The organism is Streptosporangium sp. NPDC005286 (genome assembly GCF_040607515.1).
Lineage (GTDB): Bacteria > Actinomycetota > Actinomycetes > Streptosporangiales > Streptosporangiaceae > Streptosporangium.
Genome location: NZ_JBEXGU010000165.1, coordinates 1 through 20,009, shown reverse-complemented (window position 1 = coordinate 20,009; position 20,009 = coordinate 1). Strand labels below are relative to the sequence as shown.

15 protein-coding genes are annotated in these 20,009 nt (G+C 71.4%); 2 read left to right on the top strand and 13 right to left on the bottom strand.

The genetic code is table 11. The annotated features are described in order from the left end of the window. Window positions 1-70: 70 nt before the first annotated feature. From ABZU75_RS37695 to ABZU75_RS37685, 3 genes are all read right to left on the bottom strand, one after another. Window positions 71-1,024 carry an electron transfer flavoprotein subunit alpha/FixB family protein gene (locus tag ABZU75_RS37695; protein WP_355565314.1) on the bottom strand — a complete coding sequence of 318 codons (954 nt, stop codon included), beginning with the start codon at window positions 1,022-1,024 and terminating at the stop codon, window positions 71-73. 18 nt (window positions 1,025-1,042) lie between these two features. Further along, a complete protein-coding gene (locus ABZU75_RS37690) occupies window positions 1,043-1,822 on the bottom strand; it encodes an electron transfer flavoprotein subunit beta/FixA family protein (protein ID WP_355565311.1) in 780 nt (259 codons plus the stop codon). 347 nt (window positions 1,823-2,169) lie between these two features. Continuing rightward, window positions 2,170-3,408, bottom strand: a complete 1,239-nt coding sequence (locus ABZU75_RS37685) for a serine/threonine-protein kinase (RefSeq protein WP_355565308.1) — start codon at window positions 3,406-3,408, stop codon at window positions 2,170-2,172. A gap of 224 nt (window positions 3,409-3,632) precedes the next feature. Between ABZU75_RS37685 and ABZU75_RS37680 the strand changes: the two genes are divergently transcribed. Continuing rightward, on the top strand, window positions 3,633-4,334 hold the full coding sequence (locus ABZU75_RS37680) for a hemerythrin domain-containing protein (protein ID WP_355565304.1): 702 nt from the start codon (window positions 3,633-3,635) through the stop codon (window positions 4,332-4,334). Window positions 4,335-4,365: 31 nt separating this feature from the next. Here ABZU75_RS37680 and ABZU75_RS37675 read toward each other — a convergent pair whose 3' ends face one another. The 10 genes from ABZU75_RS37675 to ABZU75_RS37630 form a co-directional block, all read right to left on the bottom strand. Then, window positions 4,366-6,315: a serine/threonine-protein kinase gene (locus ABZU75_RS37675; protein WP_355565301.1), complete on the bottom strand. Its 1,950-nt coding sequence runs from the start codon at window positions 6,313-6,315 to the stop codon at window positions 4,366-4,368. Beyond that, the gene (locus tag ABZU75_RS37670) at window positions 6,315-8,630 is read right to left on the bottom strand and encodes a protein kinase (protein ID WP_355565298.1); all 2,316 of its coding nucleotides are present in this window, start codon (window positions 8,628-8,630) and stop codon (window positions 6,315-6,317) included. Before ABZU75_RS37670 ends, ABZU75_RS37675 begins: the two co-directional genes overlap by 1 nt. Before the next feature lie 131 nt (window positions 8,631-8,761). After that, window positions 8,762-9,295: a YbaK/EbsC family protein gene (locus tag ABZU75_RS37665; RefSeq protein ID WP_355565295.1), complete on the bottom strand. Its 534-nt coding sequence runs from the start codon at window positions 9,293-9,295 to the stop codon at window positions 8,762-8,764. A gap of 61 nt (window positions 9,296-9,356) precedes the next feature. After that, entirely contained in the window at window positions 9,357-10,955 is a 1,599-nt protein-coding gene (locus ABZU75_RS37660; RefSeq protein WP_355565292.1) for a flavin monoamine oxidase family protein, read from the bottom strand. A gap of 78 nt (window positions 10,956-11,033) precedes the next feature. Beyond that, window positions 11,034-11,888: a M55 family metallopeptidase gene (locus ABZU75_RS37655; protein WP_355565289.1), complete on the bottom strand. Its 855-nt coding sequence runs from the start codon at window positions 11,886-11,888 to the stop codon at window positions 11,034-11,036. Beyond that, window positions 11,873-13,096, bottom strand: coding sequence for a DUF6395 domain-containing protein (locus ABZU75_RS37650; RefSeq protein ID WP_355565286.1), 1,224 nt, complete (start codon window positions 13,094-13,096; stop codon window positions 11,873-11,875). Before ABZU75_RS37650 ends, ABZU75_RS37655 begins: the two co-directional genes overlap by 16 nt. Next, window positions 13,093-13,485, bottom strand: coding sequence for a hypothetical protein (locus ABZU75_RS37645; protein WP_355565283.1), 393 nt, complete (start codon window positions 13,483-13,485; stop codon window positions 13,093-13,095). The genes ABZU75_RS37650 and ABZU75_RS37645 overlap by 4 nt, the downstream gene beginning before the upstream one ends. Window positions 13,486-13,562: 77 nt before the next feature. Further along, on the bottom strand, window positions 13,563-14,333 hold the full coding sequence (locus ABZU75_RS37640; protein WP_355565280.1) for an enoyl-CoA hydratase-related protein: 771 nt from the start codon (window positions 14,331-14,333) through the stop codon (window positions 13,563-13,565). 75 nt (window positions 14,334-14,408) lie between these two features. Continuing rightward, window positions 14,409-15,551: a glycosyltransferase family 4 protein gene (locus ABZU75_RS37635; RefSeq protein WP_355565277.1), complete on the bottom strand. Its 1,143-nt coding sequence runs from the start codon at window positions 15,549-15,551 to the stop codon at window positions 14,409-14,411. 43 nt (window positions 15,552-15,594) lie between these two features. Next, window positions 15,595-17,706 (bottom strand): glycogen debranching N-terminal domain-containing protein, encoded by a 2,112-nt coding sequence (locus tag ABZU75_RS37630; protein ID WP_355565274.1) that lies wholly within the window; start codon window positions 17,704-17,706, stop codon window positions 15,595-15,597. Between the two features lie 311 nt (window positions 17,707-18,017). On the opposite strand from ABZU75_RS37630, the gene ABZU75_RS37625 reads away from it, so the two are divergent. Beyond that, window positions 18,018-19,889 carry an FAD-dependent oxidoreductase gene (locus ABZU75_RS37625; protein WP_355565271.1) on the top strand — a complete coding sequence of 624 codons (1,872 nt, stop codon included), beginning with the start codon at window positions 18,018-18,020 and terminating at the stop codon, window positions 19,887-19,889. The last annotated feature ends 120 nt before the right edge of the window (window positions 19,890-20,009 follow it).

Here is a 20,009-nt window from a genome sequence, read left to right as displayed (position 1 = left end):
GCACCGCACGACATGTGCGGTGCCGTCTCGCGTTCCCATCACCCCGCGCGTACCCCGTACCCCGGCCGGGTCACTTGCGCTTGATGACCTCCTGGGTCAGCTGCGGGACCACCTCGTGCAGGTCGCCCACGACGCCGAAGTCGGCGAGCTCGAAGATCGGCGCCTCGGGGTCCTTGTTGATCGCGACGATCGTCTTGGCGGTCTGCATGCCGGCCCGGTGCTGGATGGCACCGGAGATGCCCGCCGCGATGTAGAGCTGCGGCGAGACGGTCTTGCCGGTCTGGCCGACCTGGAACTGGTGCGGGTACCAGCCGGCGTCGGTGGCGGCGCGGGACGCGCCGACGGCCGCGCCGAGCGAGTCGGCCAGTTCCTCGATGATCGAGAACTTGTCGGCCGAGCCGACACCCCGGCCACCGGAGACCACGATCGCGGCCTCGGTGAGCTCCGGGCGCGCACCCTTCTCCTGCTTGACCCGCTCCACGATCCTGGCGCCCTTGGCGGCGTCGGACACGGTGAAGGAGACCTGCTCCTCGGTCCCCGCGCCCGCGGCGGCCTCGACCGGCGTCGAGTTGGGGCGGACCGCGATGATCGGGGTGCCCTTGGTCACGCGCGACCTGACGTTGACGCCGCCGCCGAAGATGGACTGGTCGGCGACCAGGCCGTCCTCGATGCCCACGACGTCGGTCAGCACACCAGAGTCGATCTTGATAGCGAGGCGGCCGGCGATCTCCTTGGCCTCGGCGGTCGCGGCCACGAGCACCGCGCTCGGCGACTTCTCGGCCACGAGGTGGGCGAGCAGCTCGGCCTTGGGGGCGACGACGTAGTCGCTGACCTCGGCGGAGTCGGCCACATAGATCTTCTCCGCGCCGTACTCGGCCAGCTTGGCCGCGGCCTCGGGCGCGTAGCCCGCGCCGGTCCAGACCGCCGACGGAGCACCCAGCTTCCTGGCGAGCGTCAGCAGCTCAAGGGTGACCTTTTTGACCTGGCCCTCGACGTGCTCGACCAGAACGAGAATCTCAGACATTTCCAGCTACCCCCGCTCTCAGACGAACTTCTTCGACGCGAGGAAGTCGGCGGCCTTCACGCCACCGTCGCCCTCGTCCCTGACCACCGTGCCCGCCGCGCGCGGCGGAGCGGCCGCGAAGTCGACGACCTCGCTCCAGGAGCCGACCAGACCCACCCGGGAGGCGTCGATCTCGGCCTCGGCGACGCCGAGCTTCTCGACCGGCTTCTTCTTGGCGGCCATGATGCCCTTGAAAGACGGGTAGCGCGGCTCGTTGATCTTCTCCACCACGGAGACGACGGCGGGCAGCGAGGCCTCGACCCTGTCGTAGCCGTAGTCGGTGACGCGCTGGATGGAGATGGCGCCCTTGTCGATCTGGACCTGATTGGCGAAGGTGAGCTGCGGCACGCCGAGGCGCTCGGCCAGCATGGCGGCGAGGACCCCGGTGCGGGCGTCCGTCGACTCCGAGCCAAGTACGACCAGGTCGAAACTGATCTTCTTGAGAGCCTGCGCCAGGGCGTGCGAGGTGCCCAGCGCGTCCGAGCCGTGCAGCGCGTCGTCCACCAGGTGGACAGCCTTGTCCGCCCCCATGGCCAGGGCCTTGCGGATGGTGTCGCTCGCCTTGTCGGGACCCATGGTGAGAACGGTCACCTCACCGCCATGAGCCTCCTTCAGGCGCAGCGCCTCCTCGACCGCGTATTCGCACAACTCGTTGATGACGCCGTCGGCGGCGTCGCGATCGAGCGTCTTGTCATCGGACTTCAGCTTGCGCTCGGTCGCCGTGTCGGGGACCTGCTTCACGCAGACGACGATGTTCATGGCTGGTGGCCGACCTCCCGTGGTCGCTTACGCCACCGCGTCACTGCGGTTGGCGCCGGATACTCGGTGCGTACACGCGGGGCACGTGCACACTGTGCCAAGACTGCCAGGTGCCCGAGAGCGGTGTGGCAGCGGGTGGCCCGGTTGGGACACGCCCGTCCCTACCCCGAGCCTATGTTACTTCCCAGTAGCTTGGCCGCAAACCGCCAGGCCGGACGGCTCACGACCGGGACCCCAGAGTCCCCAGGGGACCCTCGACCACCATACCGAACTATATTCCGGTACCTGCGCGCGGGCCCCTCACTACGGAAACGTACCCGGGAACCGGCCTGGGGAGCCCTGCCCGTTCAGCTGGCCACCAGGATCCCGACCAGGACGAAGACGACGGTGCCCAGCGCGAGTGCCAGGGTGATCGTGCTGAAGAACGCGCTGAGGGCCGCCCACAGCGCGACGGCCCCGGCTCCCGCGGACAGGGCGAGGATCGTGCGCCCGCGGTCCCTGTGGGCGAACAGGGCGATGCCCGCGTCGACGAGCATCGCCGAGCCGTACCCGGTCAGCAGCAGCAGGGCCACCTCGGGCAGTGGCTCCCTGGCGGTCGCGGCCATCAGCGAGACGAGCAGGCCGGTGCCGACGACCCAGCGGCGGTGCAGCACGACTCTGCGACGCTCGCGGGCCTCCTCCAGCGTGGGCCTGCCCTTCTGCGGGCGGGGGCGATCGCCCGGCCGCCACTCCCGGGTGGTGAGGCCGTGCATCCCGCTCTCCACCACGGCACGGGGCCGCGGCGGGCCCACCACGGGGGCCGCACCCAGCCGGGCCAGCAGCGCGCCCGCGTCAGGCCGGGCGGCGGGGTCGCGCAGCAGGCACTCCCGCAGCAGCGGCTCCAGCCAGCCGGGAACGCCTTCGAGGTCGGGAGGGTGGTGGACGACGCGGTAGCCGATCGCCGACGCCGGGCCCGTGCCGTAGGGGTGCCGCGCCGTGGACGCGTACGCCAGCGTCGCCCCAAAGGCGAAGACGTCGGCCTCGGCACCTGACCCGGTGCCCTCCAGCACCTCGGGCGCCAGGTAGCCGGGCGTGCCGAGCACCGCCCCCGAGGCGGTGACCGAGGGCGAGTCGAGCGCGCAGGCGATGCCGAAGTCGATGACGACCGGCTCGCCGTCGGTCAGGATCACGTTCGCGGGTTTGAGGTCGCGGTGCACCACCCCCGCGGCGTGCACGGCCGCCACGGCCTCGGCCAGACCGCGCGCCAGCCGTACGAGATCGTCGCCCGCGACCGGCCCGTCCGCGCCGACCACCTCGCTGAGCGGGCGACCCTGCACGTAGCGGGTGACCAGGTAGGGGCGTGCCCCGTCAAGGGAGGCGTCCAGGACCTCGGCGACGTGCGGGCCCCGGACCAGCCGCATGGTCTCCACCTCGCGGGCCAGCCTGGTCAGCGCCGTCGCGTCGGCCGCGACGTGGGGATGCAGGATCTTGACCGCCACCGTACGCCCCTCGGGGTCCAGCGCCAGGTGGACCTCGCCGAAACCTCCGGCCCCCAGTCTCGACAGCAGGCGGTAGGGGCCAAGACGTTCACCGTCCGGCGCAACCATGCGACTCCTTCCGGTGGATCTCCTCCATCGTGCCGCAGAGAGGGCGATCCCGCATCAACTGGAGGCCAGGAAACCTCCACGGGCGGGCACGAGACGCAAGCTGGACGTTTTCCCTCGGCCACATCTCGCAGCCGAGCCCGGGACCGGCTTGACATTGAGCTCCAAGGGTCACCAAGAGGCAGGGGCCATACTGTCGTCACCATCCCCGGACGAGGAGAACCCCATTGACGACCAAGCGTCCCCCCTCCGTCCCGCAGATCAGGCTCCCCGGCCAGGCGGCGGCGGTGGAGGGCCCGCTGGACATGACGAACATCTATCTGGCCCACTACGGCTTCCGCCGCGACCTCGGTCGCCTGCTGACCGCCGTGTGCCAGGTGCGGTTGACCGACCGAGGCCGCGTCAGAGCCCTGGCCAAGCACCTCAAATGGGTGCTGCTGGTGCTGCACCACCATCACAGCAGCCAGGGCACGACGGTCTCGCCCCTGCTGAGACAGCGGGCGCCTGAGGCCACCGGGATGATCGACTCGCTGGAGGCCGAGCACCGGGAGATCGACCGGTGGATCGGGGAGACCCAGAGCGCCTTCACCGTGTTCGAGCGCCACCCCACGGAGGAGAGGCGTGCCAGGCTGACCGGAGCGCTCCGCTCGCTGGCCGACACGCTGGGCGCCCACCTGACCCGCCAGGAGACCGAGGGCATCCCGCTGATGATGACCCACATCACACCGGAGGAGGCGGCGAAGATAGAGCGGGACATCCGCAGACTGTACGGTCTGCGGAGCCTGACGGAGTTGGTGGCCTGGATCGGTTTCGACCTTCCCGCCGACGTCGAGGAGCACCTGCGCCGGCACGCTCCCAGGGATCTGCTGCTGCTCCGCAAGCTGGCCGGCCGCCGCTACCGGCGGCGCATGGCCTACCTGTGGAGCTGAGACGGCCTCGCCTCCGCCGGCGGCGGGATCGTCACCTCCAGAACGTCAGGAACCCGAGGCCGAGGCTTGTCATCAGGTCGTCGAGGAGGCCGCCGATGAGATCGAGCACGCCCATCGCGCCCTCGTTCGCCGACTGCCGCCACTGCGTCGTGAGGTTGTCGACGACATCGGTCGGCTGCTGCCACGGGAGGAAGGAGGGCACCACGCTCACCGCGGCCATCACCGCGAAGAACGCCAGCGTGCCCAGGATGATCGTGGTCACCATGCCCGCGCCGGGGCTCCGGATGATCCCGCTCAGCGCGCGGGCGACGGCCTTGCGCGGCTTGCCGCCGCCGGGGAGGACGAACAGCCCGGCCGCGAAGGCGCCTGCCGCGTAGGCGGCCGCGTGGTTCTTGTTCATGTCGCCCGCGTAGACCAGGAACCCCCACACGCACATGCCGAACATGGCGGAGAGCATCGCGGTGACCAGTGTCGTGAACGCGGCCTTGATCAGCGCCCATGGGGTGCCGAGCACCGCGAGCAGCGGGTCGGTGGCGCTGCTGCCCCTGATGGAGCGGCGCTGGACCAGGTCCCCGAACAGGTACTCCCCCACCCGCAGGCAGAGCGCGGCGGCCAGCGCGAACACGCTCACCACCACCGGCAGCACGCAGGCCACCGCCACCAGGATCGTCAGCAGCAGGAACGCGGCCAGCGGGTGGCTGGCGCGGTAGCGCTCCTGCGGCGGGGTTCTGGGCGCGGGCCGCTCCTGCGGCGGGGTGTGCGGCCGTGCCTGGACCGGCGGCGGATAGTGCCTCGACGGGCCGGTCGGCGGCGGCGCCGGGTAGCCGGCCACCCGCTGGTCGGGGTAGGGCGGCGGTGCCGCGCCCCTGGCCTGCGCCGCGGGCGGCGCGGGGACGTAGGGCGGCGGCTGGGGGGCCGGGACGTACGGCGGCGGGGCGGTCCCCGTGCCGGACGCCTGGCCGGACTCCTGCCTCGGCCTGCGCTCGCGCCGCTCCGGCTTGGCGTACTCGACCGGCGGGAGCAGGTCGGCGTAGCCCTCGTCCTGCGGCAGGACACGAGTGCCGTTCGGCGGGGGCGGCGGGCTCTGGCCGTCCAGGATCCTGGTGCCGTCGGTGTTGAGGACCTTCGTCCCGCCGTCGAGGACGGCGGTGGGCGGCGTCTCGTGGAAGGTCGTCACCGTCGGGTCGAGGGCGCGGGCCATCCGGTGCAGCTCCGTCGCGGACGGCCGGGCGGCGGGGTCGACGGCCAGTGCCCGCTTGAGCCAGCCGCGCAACCACCCGGGGGCCCTGTCGACGTTTGCCCGGCCCTCCATGATGTTGAAGCAGACGACCTCGAAGCTACCCGTGCCGAACGGCGGCTGGCCGGTCGCGCCGAAGAAGACCGTCGAGGCCAGCGCGTGCACATCGGCCGCCTGGGTGATCTCGGAGTCGCGGATGATCTCCGGGGCGAGGTAGCCGGGGGTGCCGACGAACATGCCGGTCTGGGTCAGCCTGGTCGCGTTGACCAGGTGCGCGATACCGAAGTCGATGACCAGCGGATCACCGTTGACGATCATCACGTTGGACGGCTTGAAGTCGCGGTGGATGACGTCGGCGGCGTGAATGGCCACCAGTGCCGCGCACATGCCCTGCGCCAGCCGGATGACCTGGTCCGCGGGGAGCGGACCGTCCTGCAGGACGGTCTCCTCCAGCGTGCGCCCGGGGGCGAACCGGGTCACGATGTAGGGCTGCCTGGCCGTCAGTTCGGCGTCGAGCACCTCGGCGACGTGCGGGCTGCGCACCCGCCGCATGGTCTCCACCTCGCGGGTGAGCCGGTCGCGGGCCTTGAGGTCGGCTGCCACGTGCGGGTGCAGGACCTTGACGGCCACCTCGCGCCCGTCCTCGTCGACCCCGAGGTGGACGACGCCCATGCCGCCCTCGCCGATCTTTCTGAGCAGCCGGTACGGGCCCAGCCGCTCGGGCGCCCGCGTGTCCCCCGTCATCACGCCGCCTTCTTTCGTAGGTCGCTCAGTTCGTCCACCACCGTCCCGACGTCGACCGGCGTCCACACCGCCGGCCGTGCCCTGTCTCCCACGGTGCCGATCGCCAGGAAGACCATCAGCGCCGCCACCGCGCCCAGCACCGCGGCGGCGATCATGGCCGCGCCGCGTGACGGCAGCAGTGATGCCAGCGTACGTCGCATCTGGCGGCTGGGGCCCTCCACACCCGGTCCGGCGCAGACGGTCCAGAGCGCGACGGCCGCGCCCCAGCTCAGCGTGTTGGTGATGGGCATGCTCCCGACCAGCACGGCGAGCAGGAGCGTCACCGGCAGGCCGAGGATCAGCGCGTACGGCACCAGGGCGATGGTGATGCCGATCGACTTCAGGAGCGCGGCCGGCTGGCCGAGCACCCGGAAGACGTCGGTAGCCGCCTCACCGGCGGTCCTGCGGGCGTTCAGGGCCGGTTGGGCGATGTCGGCGGCGCGAAGCAGGATCGCCACCGGGATGGCCACCGCGGCGACGATCAGCGGGGCGATGACCGCCGCGACCGTCATGATGACCAGCATCAGCACGCTCACCACCCCGTACGCCTTGGAACGCTGCAATGCGTGCCCCGGCCGCTGCCCGGGGTGGAGCGGCAACGGCGCGGGGTGCTGCTGGGCCTGCTGGGGGTACTGCTGAGGGGGCTGCTGGGCCTGCGTGGGGGGCTGCGAGTGCGAGTAGGGGTAGGGCGGGGGTGCGGGGGTGCGGACGTGCGGGGTCTGTTGCTGATCGAACGGGGCCTGCCGCTGCGGGTACGGCTGCGGGGCGCCCACCTGCGGCGACCGGCCCTGCTGACCCGGCTGCCCCTGGTAGCCACCATGCCGGCCCGGCTGGTTCTGCTGGCCCGGCTGGCCCGGCTGGCCCGGCTGGCCCGGCTGGCCCGGCTGGCCCGGCTGGCCCGGCTGGCCCGGCTGGCCCGGCTGGCCCGGCTGGTTGGTGTACTGACGGATGTATTCCTGCAGGTCCTGGGGGCGGACCCGCTGGGTGGGGATGTCCCCGTCGGGGACCGGCGCGGTGAAGCCCTGGTCGTCGACCCTCGCCCCCGGCTGGTCACGGACGGCGGGGCCGGGTGCGGAACCCGCGACGGGCGGGGAGCCCTGGACCGCGCCGGGGGTGCGGGTGGGCACGTCCTCCGGGGCGAGCATGCCGGTGGGCAGGTCATGCGCGGACTGCTGGGCCGCCGCCTGGCGCAGTTCCTCGGGGGTCACCCGGCGGGTCGGCCACGGGTCGGGCTGCTCCTCGCCGAGCAGCGAGACGTACTCGTGGGGCTGGGCCACGGGGGCGGGAGGCCAGGGGGTGGGTGGGACCGCCGGGCGGGACGCCACCGGGGTCGGCACGTCGCCGGGGTCGCCGCGGAAACCCGGGTCGCCGCGGAAACCGGGATCACCGCGGAAACCCGGGTCAGGGGCGCCGCGAAAGCCGGGAGCGGGGTCGTCGAACTCCGCGACCGTGGTGATCTCGTCCGGCACCCGGGACCGGCCGGTGTCCGGCAGCAGGCGCCCCACCTGCGCCGCCAGGTCGGCGGCCGAAGGCCGCCTGGCCGGGTCGCGCTGAAGCGCGGCCCGCAGCACCGGCTGGAGCTCACGCGGGACGGCCTCGACGTTCGCCTTGCCCGCGGTGATGTTGTAGAAGATCATCTCCAGCGTGCCCTTGCCGAAGGGCGGCTGGCCGGTGGCGGCGAAGACCAGGGTGCCCGCCCAGGCGTGCACGTCGACCTCGGGGCCGGCCTCGTGTCCCTCGATGATCTCGGGGGCGAGGTAACCGGGCGTGCCGATGAACATGCCGGTCTGGGTGAGCCTGGTCGCGTCGACGGCCTGGGCGATGCCGAAGTCGATGAGGACCGGCTGGCCGTCCAGGATGAGGACGTTGCCGGGCTTGAGGTCGCGGTGGATCACGCCGACCGAGTGCACGGCGGCCAGCGCCGACGCCACACCGTGCGCGACCCGCAGCAGCGCGGGCAGCTCCATGGGGCCGTCCTGCTTGATCACCTCGTCCAGCGGCCGGCCGGCGACATATCGTGTCACGATATAGGGGCGGTGGCCGGTCACATCGGCGTCGATGACCTCGGCGATGTGCTCGCTGCGCACCCGCCGCATCGTCTCGACCTCACGCGAAAGACGGCGACGGGCGACGTCGTCGCCCGCCACCTCGGCGCGGAGCACCTTCACCGCGACCTGTCGGCCCTGTGGGTCGACCGCGAGGTGAACCACACCCATACCGCCCTCACCGAGCCGCCGCAGCAGCCGGTAAGGGCCCAATCGGTCGTCCTGATTCATGGCATGAAGCACCATATCGGCTTAGACCCCGCCCATGAGATGAACCATCGGGCCACATTTTCCGACTGAATAACGTTCACAGAACCCCGACGGTTTCCCGATTCCCGCCCTCACTTAATCTCATTTTCGCTTCAGTTCGCCAGGCGGAGAACCTGCGCCGTTTTCAACCCGGCCAGCAGGGAGCCCGACACCGCCAGTTTGGAGCGGCGGACCCCGCTGCCGATCACCACCTCAGGATGGGCCGCCACCGCCTCGTCGACGAGCACCGGCCACTCCTCGGGCAGCCCGAGCGGGGTGATCCCGCCGTACTCCATGCCGGTCAGCGTGACCGCGTCGTCCATCGACGCGAACGAGATCTTCCGCGCGTCCAGGTGACGCCGGACCACCCCGTTGACGTCGGCCCGCATGGTGGCGAGCACCATGCACGCCGCGTAGCGGACCTCCCCCGCGCGCCTGGCCGCCACGATCACGCAGTTGGCCGACTCGCCCAGGTCCACGCCGTAGCGCTCGCAGAAGGCCGCCGTGTCGGCCAGTTCCGGGTCGATCTCGGCGACCTTGATCTCGCCGAGGACCCCGTCGAGCCCGTCGGCCGCTCGCGCCACCGGCTCGGCCAGCAGGTCCAGCCGCTCGGTGGCACTCGTCCAGTCCAGTGTTCCGATCGCCATCGCCGTCTCATCTCCCTCAGATTTCCTTCGCACCGAAAACCTTACGGCCGCGGCGGAGAACTCAGGAGGTCGCGCTCAGCACCCGGCGGTGCAGCTCGGTGACCGTCCTCCTCGCCGACTCCATCGCGCCGGCCTGCCAGGCGATCAGCTGGGTAAGCCAGTCCCCGGCGAAGTAGACCCGCCCCGCCGGGCGCTGGAGGAGGGTGAAAGCACCCTCGTGGGAGGGCCAGCCCACCCAGCCGCCCTCGATGTGCGGCCTGCGCCGCCAGGCGATCGAGATGCTGGAGCGCAGCTCGGCGCGGTACTTCTCACCGTGGATCTTCTTGCCCTGGGTGAGCGCCCGGCTTCGACGGTCGCGGTGGGAGAGCGCGCCGTAAAGATCGGCGTTCTGCCCGACGTTGTAGTAGCCGACCACCAGGCCACTGCGGGAGTGGTAGCCGTGGGAGGGGTACCAGATGTGGGTGATGTCCAGGTCGGTCTCGGTGACACCGCCGTAGATGCGGTCGTCGATCTCCCACCAGCGCCTGCCGTACTCCAGCCCGATCTTTCCGGCGGAGACCGGTACGGGCGTGCGGAGCGCGGCGGTGACCGGGGTGCCGAGGTTGTGCGGCAGGCGCGCGAGCAGGTGGGGAGGCAGGGAGGCGATGCAGTAGTCGGCGCGGACCGTGCCGCCCTGGTGGGTCACCTCCACCCCGTCGGGCAGGTTCCTTATCCCGGTGACCCGGGTGCCGGTCCTGATCCGGTCGCGGCCGACCGCGTCGGCGAGCGCGACGGCGATCGCGTCCATGCCGCCCACCGGCTGGAACATGGGCATCGCCTGGTCGTAGCCGAAGTCCACGGTGACGGCCCTGCCGGTGCCCGCGGCGAGCACGTCCCGCAGCGAGGGCGCCGCGCCCAGGGGAACGCCCTGGTCCACTCCCGGATAGGTCTCGAAGCCCCGCCGTTCCGACCCTCGGTAGCTGAGATCGGATCCGAGGTCGCCGAAGCGCCGCAGGAACTCCGCCAGCCGCTCGCGGTCGTCGGCGGTGAGCCTGCGGTTCAGCGCGCCGGCGCTGCTCGCCTTGGCCAGCAGTTCCGCGACGTAGCCGTACAGGTCCGCGCGGGCCGTACGCGCCCGGACCGGGGCACTCATGTTCTCGTTGTAGACGTACGCCGAGGCGTTGTTGTTGACGAACGTCTCGATGGGGACGCCCAGCTCGCGGCAGTAGTCCATGGTGACCATCCACGGCGCGATCCGCCCGGCCCCCGCGTTGAAGTAGGTGTCCTCCTCGAACGCGGCCGTCTGCGTCTCGCCGTCCAGCTCGTCCAGCCGGTCGCCCGCGCGCAGCGTGAGGTTCCTGCCGCCCACCCGGTCGGACGCCTCCAGGAGCGTGCAGTCGTATCCGGCCTTGCCCAGCTCGTAGGCGCAGGTCAGCCCGGTGATGCCGGCGCCGAGGACGACCACCTTGGCCGCCGCTCTGCCGCTGAGGGAGAAGTCGGAGGGCTGCGGAGGGGTGAACTCTCTCTCCTGGGACTCTGGGGCGAGGCCGAGCGCGCCCATGGCCGCGAACATGGCCCCGGCACCCCCGGCCGCGCCCACCCCGACCAGCAGCGCCCTGCGCGTCAGTCCTCCGCCTCCGGCCGTGGCGGCCTGGGCGACAGGCCCCGTCTCGTCACTCATCGAAAATCGTCAAGGGCATCGGGAACCGTCCGGGGGGCTATTTCAACGGGGACATTTCAAAGGGGACGTAGAGGGAGATCAGCCATAGATGCCGCTGCCGCAGGCGACCTGACCGCCGATCATGGCGAAGACTCCCAGCAGGGCCATGATCTGCGAGAAGTCGTCCGTGCTGAACTCGGTGTGCCGGGGGCCCACCGCCCGCACGCCGGGAATGATCGCGCATCCGGCCGCGATGGCCGTGGAGTTCCACTCGACGCCGAGGGTGAACGGCGGCTCGGGGGCGCAGAGGCGGAAGTCGGCCACCCGGTCGAGCGCACGGGCGGTGGCCTCGCGGATGCGGGCCTGGGCGACGGCGGGCGGCAGGAGCTCGGCGGCGAACCTGTCGATCCCCTTCTTGACCGCGACGGTCTCCACGTCGCCGAGCAGTTCCCTGGCCTCCTCGCAGACCGCCTCGTCCCCGGTCACCAGGGCCACCGGCACGCCGAGCGCCCCGGCGAAGGAGGCGACGAGACGGGTCTCGCCGCAGACCTCGTCGTTGAGGTAGAGGTTCTGGATCTCCCTGCCCATCCAGGTGTGGTTGAGGACGCCGTGCTGGACACCGGCCCGCGCGTGGTAGCCGACGAAGCAGGCCGCCCGGTGGCTCGCGTCGAGTCCCTGCCCCATCCGCATCGGCTTGCCGGGGCCACGGAGCAGGGTCGCCCGCTCGTCGAGCAGGTCGATCCTGAGGTTCTTGGTCGAGCCGTGCGCGTCGTTGACGCGTACCGCGGTGGCGCCCGCGTCGAACGCCCCCTCGATGACCGCGTTGGCGTCGCCGGTCATCAGCTCGCAGCCACGCTCGTAGCCCCGCCCTCCGGCCTGCATCTCCTCGGGGTCGGTCAGACCGGTGACACCCTCCATGTCGACCGAGACGTACACCTTCACGCCGTCCCCCACGTCTCGACGCGCCGCACCTCGTCCTCGTTCATGAAACCGATCTCCCCATCCACGAAGTCGTGAACCTGCTTGCGCCACGGTTCGGGGATCTCCGCGATCGCGGGCCGGTAGCAGCGGTCCAGCCAGGCGGTGGAGGACTCGCTCGCGCGCAGGTACCCGGCCGCCGCGCCGAAGACGGTGTCCTCGATGCCGGGCACCCTGGCGCAGCCGTACTCGATCATCTCCTGGCCGCCGTACGGCGGCGGCTGCTGCCACCTGCGGGCGACCGGGCGGCCCGCGGTGATCGTGGTGCGGAGCGGGCGGCGCTCGACGGCGGCCTGGATGAGCTCCTTGTACAGGCACTTGCCGCAGGTCCCGCAGGGGCCGCTCACCCCGCGCAGGCACCAGCGGACCTGCCCGCGCAGCTCGGAGCCGAGGGCGAGCCGCATCGTGACGGCCTCGCTGACCCCGCCCACCGGGAGCACGATGTGCAGACCGGCCGCGGCGAACGCCCGCCCCCAGGCGCCGTGCGGCGCCCACATCGGGTTGTCGGGTGTGTAGCGGAGCAGGTAGCGGTCGCCTCCCAGCCAGCGCGAGCCCAGCTCGTAGCCGAAGGCCAGGCCCCCCAGGTCGAGCTCGTCCGCCAGCAGCAGCGCGCCGGCGGCGACCGCGTGGTGCTCGGGGTAGCCGGGGCGCGGCTCGGCGAGCGTGAACTCCAGGTCGGAGCGGACGACGGTCAGCTCGCGCCCGGTCCTGGCGGCCAGCGAGGCCAGCACGTCGGAGCGGTAGTGGGTCCACCGGTTGGGCACCCGCGGGTGGGAGACCCTCTGGAAGTGCACGAAGGGCGCGTCGGGCAGCATCGCGGCCACCGCGACCGAGTCCGCCCCGCCGCTGTAGGAGATCGCCAGCCTGTCACCCGACCGCGCCCGTCCGCCTTCGGGACCGGCCTCGATCCCCCAGCCGTCGCCGATCGCCCCCGCGAGCTCCGGTGAGATCGGCCGGTCGAAGACGACGCGGCGCCGGGTCCACGGCGCGACCACGGTCCACGCGGCGAGGGCGAGCAGGTCGGGATGGATGTCACGCGGGGCGCGGGGCAGTTCGACCCGGAACGAGTTCGTGGCCAGCTTCAGCGGCTGGCCGTCGGCGCAGAGGCCGGTGACGTCGTCCTCGGGGTCCAGCCGGAACGCCAGGTGCCAGGTGCCGCCGTCCGCACTCCAGGTCACTCTCACGCGGTGCCCCCGGCGGCCCTGTCTGGAACGCTCCCGCGCGCCCCGGGGAGTGCCGCCCGGCCCGTGCCCTCTCCCGCGGCGCGGTCCACGGCCTGCCAGAGCAGCACCTCGTTCTGGAGGACCCCGTCCAGCGCGACCGCGGTCTCCTGGGCCAGCCGGTGGGCGTCGTCCCAGCGCCCGGCCCGCGCGGGGTCGAGAGCGACCCCGGCCACCCGCGCGCGGAGCTCGACGACCTCCGCGCGCAGCGAGGTGACCTCCCTGGCCAGCGTCTGGACCTCCCAGAGCGCGTCCTTGACGTCCTGCCGGTGATCCGCCCTGGAGATGTACCGGGAATCGAACCAGCCGAGGACCGCCCGCCGCAGCGGAGCGGGCACCAGCGCACGCTTCACCAACCGCACCATAATCCGGCACGATACCGGCAATTTTTAATCATCCATGACCGATCCCAGCAAGCCGGCTGAATGCCTCAGCGGCCGGTGAACTCGGCCTTCGACCTCTCGGAGAAGGCGCGCATGCCGATCCCGGCGTCGGCGGTGGCGAACATGCCGGAGAACTGCAGGCGCTCGATCTCCAGACCGGTGTCCAGATCGGTCTCCAGGCCGTGGTCGACCGCCTGCTTGGCGGCGCGCAGCGCCAGGGACGGCCCCCCGGCGAACTGGGCCGCGTACGCGAGGGCCTCGGTGTACACCTCGTCGTCGGGGACCACCCGGTCCACCAGGCCGATGGCCAGCGCCTCGTCGGCGGCCACGTGGCGTCCGGTGAAGATGAGATCCTTGGCCTTGGCCGGGCCGATGAGCCTGGGCAGCCGCTGGGTGCCTCCCGCGCCGGGGATGAGGCCGAGCAGGACCTCGGGCTGGCCCAGCTTGGCCGACTCCCCCGCGATCCTGATGTCGGCGCACAGGGCCAGCTCGCAGCCGCCACCGAGCGCGTAGCCGGTCACGGCCGCGACGACGGGCTTGCCGATCCTCGCGACGGCGGTGAAGCAGTCCTGCAGGGTCCGCGAGTGGACCGCCATGTCCGCGTACGACATGTCGGCCATCTCCTTGATGTCGGCACCGGCCGCGAAGACCCGTCCCCCGTAGACGACCACGGCGCTCACGTCCCCGTCGGCGTCCACCTGCCGGGCGCACTCGGCGATCTCCAACTGGACCTGCCGGTTGAGCGCGTTCATCTTCGGCCGGTCGAGCCTGATCGTCGCGACCCCGTCAGCCTTCTCCACCCGCACGAACTCACCCATGGACGTCCCTCCATCAAGATTCACAACGCGACCGGTCCGGTGCCGGCCGCGCCGTGATCCAACATAGAGCGCCGCTCAGTTGACTGGCATGGCCAGGTCCCTGCTCCCCGCCGCGCTCTCCGTCGCGCTCGCCGCGACGCGCTCTCCTGCCCGCCTCGACGGCCCGGCGATCACCCTGCGATAGATCGCCTCGTACGCGCGGGCCATCGTCTCCACCCCGAAGAAACGCTCCGCCCGGGAGCGGCAGGCGTGCGGGGCGAGCACGCCGGCCGCCTCGATGGCGGCGGGGAGCTCCGCGGGGGCGCTCCGGATGAATCCGGTGACCCCGTCCACGACCACCTCGGGCACCGCGCCCCGGCCCAGGGCGACCACGGGCGTGCCGCAGGCCATGGCCTCGATCATCACCATCCCGAACGGCTCCTCCCAGAGGACCGGGAAGACCAGGCACCTGGCCGCGGCCAGCAGCTCGCGTTTGCGGGCGGTGTCGGCCTCGCCGACGTATTCGGCGTCGGGACCCAGACGTGGCCTGACGTAGGCGTCGAAGTAGTCGTGCTCGGTCTTCTCCGTGAGCTTGCCGGCCAGCAGGATGCGCCGCCCGGCCGCACGGGCGGCGTCGATGGCCAGGTGGGCGCCCTTGTCCTCGCTGAACCTGCCCAGCCAGAGCGTCCAGTCCTCCTTGCGTTCCCTGAAGGGGAAGGCCTCGACGTCGACGGCGTTATGGACGACCCCCGCCCAGTTCAGGTCGGGGGCGATGCGCCGCTGGGCCTCGGAGATGGCGACCATGGACATGCCCGCGCCGAGCACCCGGTAGTACTCGCCGTACTCGCCCCCCACCTCGCCGTGGCAGGTGATCATGGTCGGCACGGCCTGTGCGGGCGCGGTCAGCGGACCGGCCAGGGAGTGGTCGTGGATCACGTCCACGACGAGCTTCGAGCTCATCGCGTACGCCCTGGCGGCGTGCAGGACCTCGGGCAGCGCCTCGCCGATCCGCTCGGACGGCGCCCGCCCGTAGGTGGCCAGGAAGCGCGCCGGCGTCCCCGCCGTGCCCGCCCCGATCATCGTGACGTCGTGCCCGCGCCGGGTCAGCCCGGCGACGAGGCCCGCCACCATCGACTCGATGCCCCCGTAGCCGTGGGGCGGTACGTCGTACCAGGGCGGCGCGACCATCAGGATGCGCATGCCGTTGGACCAGCCCGGGACAGCTCTGGAAGAAACCATGGCGACCTCACCTGGAGAGAGACGAAGGAAACGGTCAGTGCACCTACCTCAGGGCGGCGGTCAGCGGGCTGCGCGGCGCGTTGATCAGGGTGATCCCGTCCGGCAGCCCGCTGATGGCGGCGCCGGACGCGCCGACGTCGATCGTGACCCTGGAGTCCGCGAGCGGCAGCCCCTGGATCCGCAGGCCCTCCAGCCCGACCGGATCCAGCCACACCCGCCCGTAGGGAATCCACGGCTCGAAGCGCAGCAGGCTCCTGACCAGCTGGATGGGGCTCGCCGCGGCCCACGCCTGCGGGGAACAGGAGGTGGGGTACGGCACGGGCCAGGTGAACTCGGCCCGGTCGAACCCGCAGAACAGCTCGGGCAGCCGCCAGCCGAAGGCCTCGGCCGCGTCCAGCAGGCCGTAGGCGATCCGCTGCGCCTCCCGCGTGAAGCCGTAGCGCATCAGCCCGGACGCGATCAGGGCGTTGTCGTGCGGCCAGACCGAGCCGTTGTGGTAGCTCATCGGGTTGTAGGCGCCCATGGTGGAGGCGAGGGTCCGCACCCCGTACCCGGTGAACATCTCCGGCGAGAGCAGTCGCTCGGCGACCTGTGCGGCCCGGTCCTCGTCGACGATGCCGGCCCACAGGCAGTGCCCCATGTTGGAGGCGAGACTGTCGATGGCGCGCCCGGCGCCGTCGAGACCGACGGCGTAGTAGCCCCGGTCCGGCAGCCAGAAGCGCTCGTTGAAGGCGTCCCTGATCCGGCTCGCGCGGGCCGTCCACTGCTCCTCCAGAGTCGCGTCGCCGACCTCGTGGGCGAAGTGGGCGCGGGCGATGTAGGCGGCGTAGACGTAGCCCTGGACCTCCGCCAGGGCGATGGGCGGGCGGGCGAGGGTGCCGTCGGCGAAGTTGATGCCGTCAAAGGAGTCCTTCCATCCCTGGTTGATCAGTCCGTGGTCGGTCTTGCGCCGGTAGGACAGGAACGGGTCGGCGCACCTGTTGATCCAGTCGAGGGCGGCGTCGGCGTGCGGCATGAGTTCCTCGACGGCCTCCCCGTGCATGCCCCATCGGCGCAGTTCGCCCAGGACCATCACGAACAGCGGGGTCGAGTCCACCGAGCCGTAGTAGGCGCGGCCGACCTGCGGCGAGGCGCCGACCTGGGTCCCGAAGCGGAGCTCGTGCAGGATCTTGCCCGGCTCCTCCTCGGTGAGCGGGTCGTTGACGGTGCCCTGGAGCCTGGCCAGGCGGCGCAGGGTGCCCAGCGCCAGGCACTGGTCCATCTGGAGCGCCATCCACGAGGCCAGCAGCGAGTCGCGGCCGAACAGGGTCATGAACCACGGCGCGCCCGCGGCGATGGTCGGCGGTTCCTCCGGCCTGTCGGATTCGAAGAGCCGGAGCGCGCCGAGATCCTCCTTGGAGCGTTCCAGCACCTTTGCCAGGAGGCGGTCGGAGGTGACGACGACCGGGCTGAGGCGCTCCCAGTCGGCCCGGCGCCTGGCGGGCTCCGCGTGCTCCAGGGGATAGCGCGTGGAGAACCAGGCCGGCGACTCCTCGCCCTCCAGGATCGGGTTGACCTGCAGGCTGACGGTCCACTCGCCCCGGGTGGGCACCACGACCCTGAAGATGAGCATGCCCGGCACGGCGAACGGCGCCGGCTCCGCCACCACCCTGGTGCCGCGCGAGCGGCAGGCGGAGATGATCAGCAGCCCCGATCTGTCGGCCGTCATCTCCACGTCGGCCACGTGCCTGACCCGGCCCGCCTTCACCTCGAACAGGTCCGCCACATCGGAGGCCACGTGGATGTCGACGACGCATCCGGCGGGCTCGTCGGCCAGGTTGCGCAGGGTCAGGTCCTCACGGAGGCCACCGCCGACGTAGCGGTCCCTGATCACGAGCAGACTGCTCTCGGCCCGCCCCGGGCGGGGGCCGGCCCTGCCGAGGAACGTCGCGTGGTACGGCTCGGCCGGCAGCACCCTGAGGGGCTCCACCGCCGTCTCGTCCACCCTGAGCTCCCAGCGCGAGAGCAGCCGGGTGTCGGCGTGGTAGACACCCTGCGCCCCGCCGGGCCGGATGTCGCCGTTGCGCGCGCACACGCAGAAGGAGCCACCCTCGACCAGGGTGACCGTGGTGTCGCCCAGCGGACCCGGTTGCCCCTCGAACGTCCATGCGTTCAATGCTCACTCCAGCCTGTGCGATATGTCGGCTATCTAGCCATTCCCACATAAAAGGAGAGAGAACTAGGCAAAAGAGGTCCATTATCACGTTTTGCCCGATAAAAGAGCTTTTGTCCGATCCAGCTTGATATTCCGCTCCCGGGCGCCATCACCCACCCACCGGCCCTCCGTCCGTCCATTGCGACAAAAACCGCAAAAAACAGGCTCCGTCACATCGGTTGGAGTCACAGCCTGGAAGATCCTGGCACACCGGAAGGCAAACCGATAGTAGTCATCTCATTACCTAGAGTGACTAGCGACAGGAGGATGCCGTGACAGGTATCGACCGGCGAGGATTCGCCAGGCTGGCCGGGCTGGGCGCGGTGGGGGCCGTGGGCTCCGCCGTGGCCCCCATGGCTCCCACGGTCTCGGCCGCCCCGGCCCCCACCGGCACCCGGCGGGAGCCGCGCGACGGAGAGCGCTGGGACACCTGCCTGAAGGTGGCACGGGATCTGCTGCTGATCGACGAGGACGGCGCGGACCTCAAACTCGAATACCTCAGGGTGCTGATCGACAAGGGCCTGCCCAGGACCCGCAGCCCCAAGAGGATCCTGGTCGTCGGCGCCGGGATCTCCGGCCTGGTGGCCGCCACGCTGCTGAAGCGGGCCGGGCACAAGGTCACCGTCATCGAGGCCAACGGCAACCGGATCGGCGGCCGGATCAAGACCTTCCGGACCGGTTTCGCCGACCGACGGCAGTACGCCGAGGCGGGGGCGATGCGCATCCCCGACTTCCACCCGCTCACCCTCGCGCTGATCGACAAGCTCGGCATCTCCCGCCGCCTGTTCTACAACGTCGACGTGCGGCCCGGCGACGCGGCGAGCGGACCGACACCGCCGGTCGTCTACACCTCGCGCCGCGGACCGGTCTGGCGCTCCGGGCCGTCCCGCGGGGAGTTCACCGCACCGCAGCGGGCGAACCACACCTGGATCCGGGTCAACGGCATCTCGCAACGGCGCGACGAGTACGCCAGGGACCCACGAAAGATCAACGCCTCGTTCGGGCTCAGGGACGACAGGACCGCGGGAAGGATCCTGGACGAGGCGCTGGATCCGGTCAGGGACTACTTCTCCGTCGTCCGCGGCTCCGAGCGGGTCGACAAGCCGCTGCCCGAGCTGATCGAGGGCTGGGCCCGCGTGCTGTACGACTTCGACGACCACTCCATGAACCGCTTCCTCCGGGAGCACGCCAGGCTGAGCGACGCGGCCATCGACGCCATCGGCACCATCGAGAACCTGACCTCCCGGCTGCCGCTGTCGTTCATGCACACCTTCCTCACCCGGAGCCTGGTCAACCCGTCGGCGACCTACTGGGAGATGGCCGGAGGCAGCCGGGAGCTGCCCTACCGGTTGGAGCCCGGGCTGCGCGGGAACATCCGGATGGACCGCCGGGCCGTGCGGATCCAGCACACCGCCCGGGGGGTGCGCGTCGAGACGGTCACCGAGACGGGCAGCACCGAGTCCGTCTCCCGGCCCCAGGGCAGGGGCGAGACGTTCGAGGGAGATCTCGCGATCATCACGATCCCGTTCTCCGCGCTGCGCCACGTGGAGATCACCCCGGCTCTGCCCTACCCGAAGCGGCGCGCGGTGATCGAGCTGCACTACGACTCCGCGACCAAGGTGCTGCTGGAGTTCCGCAGGCGCTGGTGGGAGTTCGACGAGCGAGACTGGAAGCGCGAGCTGGGCCCCCGCTACCGCCCTGGGCCCGCGAGCCACGTGACGGGCGGCGGCTCGGTCACCGACAACGCCAACAGGTTCATCTACTTCCCCTCACACCCGGTGCGCGGCAGCGAGGGCGGCGTCGTGCTGGCCAGCTACGCATGGGCCGACGACGCCTCCCGGTGGGACTCCATGGACGACGCCGAGCGCTACGGTCACGCGCTGCGCGGACTGCAGGAGGTGCACGGGGAGCGCATCGCCGACTTCTACACCGGCCATGGCCAGACCCAGAGCTGGCTGCGCAACCGCTACGCCTTCGGCGAGGCCGCGGTCTTCACCCCGGGCCAGATGACCGAGATCCACCCCGCCATCACCGCACCCGTCGGGCGGCTGCACTTCGCGGGCGAGCACACCTCGCTCAAGCACTCCTGGATCGAGGGCGCCCTGGAGTCAGCCGTCCGTACGGCTCTGGAGGCCAACGCCTGACGGCGCCGTCCACCCGGCGCGTCCACCCGGCGCACCAAGGCATCCGGCATGAACGTCATCGACATGCGCATGCACATGAACTTCGGCGAGGCGTCCAACGCGTTCGGCAACGGCAAGGAC

Excerpts from the sequence above, each read along its gene's own strand:
- ABZU75_RS37640 (WP_355565280.1), bottom strand. The coding sequence starts at position 14,333 with ATGGGTGAGTTCGTGCGGGTGGAGAAGGCTGACGGGGTCGCGACGATC.
- ABZU75_RS37665 (WP_355565295.1), bottom strand. The coding sequence starts at position 9,295 with ATGGCGATCGGAACACTGGACTGGACGAGTGCCACCGAGCGGCTGGAC.
- ABZU75_RS37690 (WP_355565311.1), bottom strand. The coding sequence starts at position 1,822 with ATGAACATCGTCGTCTGCGTGAAGCAGGTCCCCGACACGGCGACCGAG.
- ABZU75_RS37685 (WP_355565308.1), bottom strand. The coding sequence starts at position 3,408 with ATGGTTGCGCCGGACGGTGAACGTCTTGGCCCCTACCGCCTGCTGTCG.
- ABZU75_RS37660 (WP_355565292.1), bottom strand. The coding sequence starts at position 10,955 with ATGAGTGACGAGACGGGGCCTGTCGCCCAGGCCGCCACGGCCGGAGGC.
- ABZU75_RS37635 (WP_355565277.1), bottom strand. The coding sequence starts at position 15,551 with ATGGTTTCTTCCAGAGCTGTCCCGGGCTGGTCCAACGGCATGCGCATC.
- ABZU75_RS37670 (WP_355565298.1), bottom strand. The coding sequence starts at position 8,630 with ATGAATCAGGACGACCGATTGGGCCCTTACCGGCTGCTGCGGCGGCTC.
- ABZU75_RS37695 (WP_355565314.1), bottom strand. The coding sequence starts at position 1,024 with ATGTCTGAGATTCTCGTTCTGGTCGAGCACGTCGAGGGCCAGGTCAAA.
- ABZU75_RS37675 (WP_355565301.1), bottom strand. The coding sequence starts at position 6,315 with ATGACGGGGGACACGCGGGCGCCCGAGCGGCTGGGCCCGTACCGGCTG.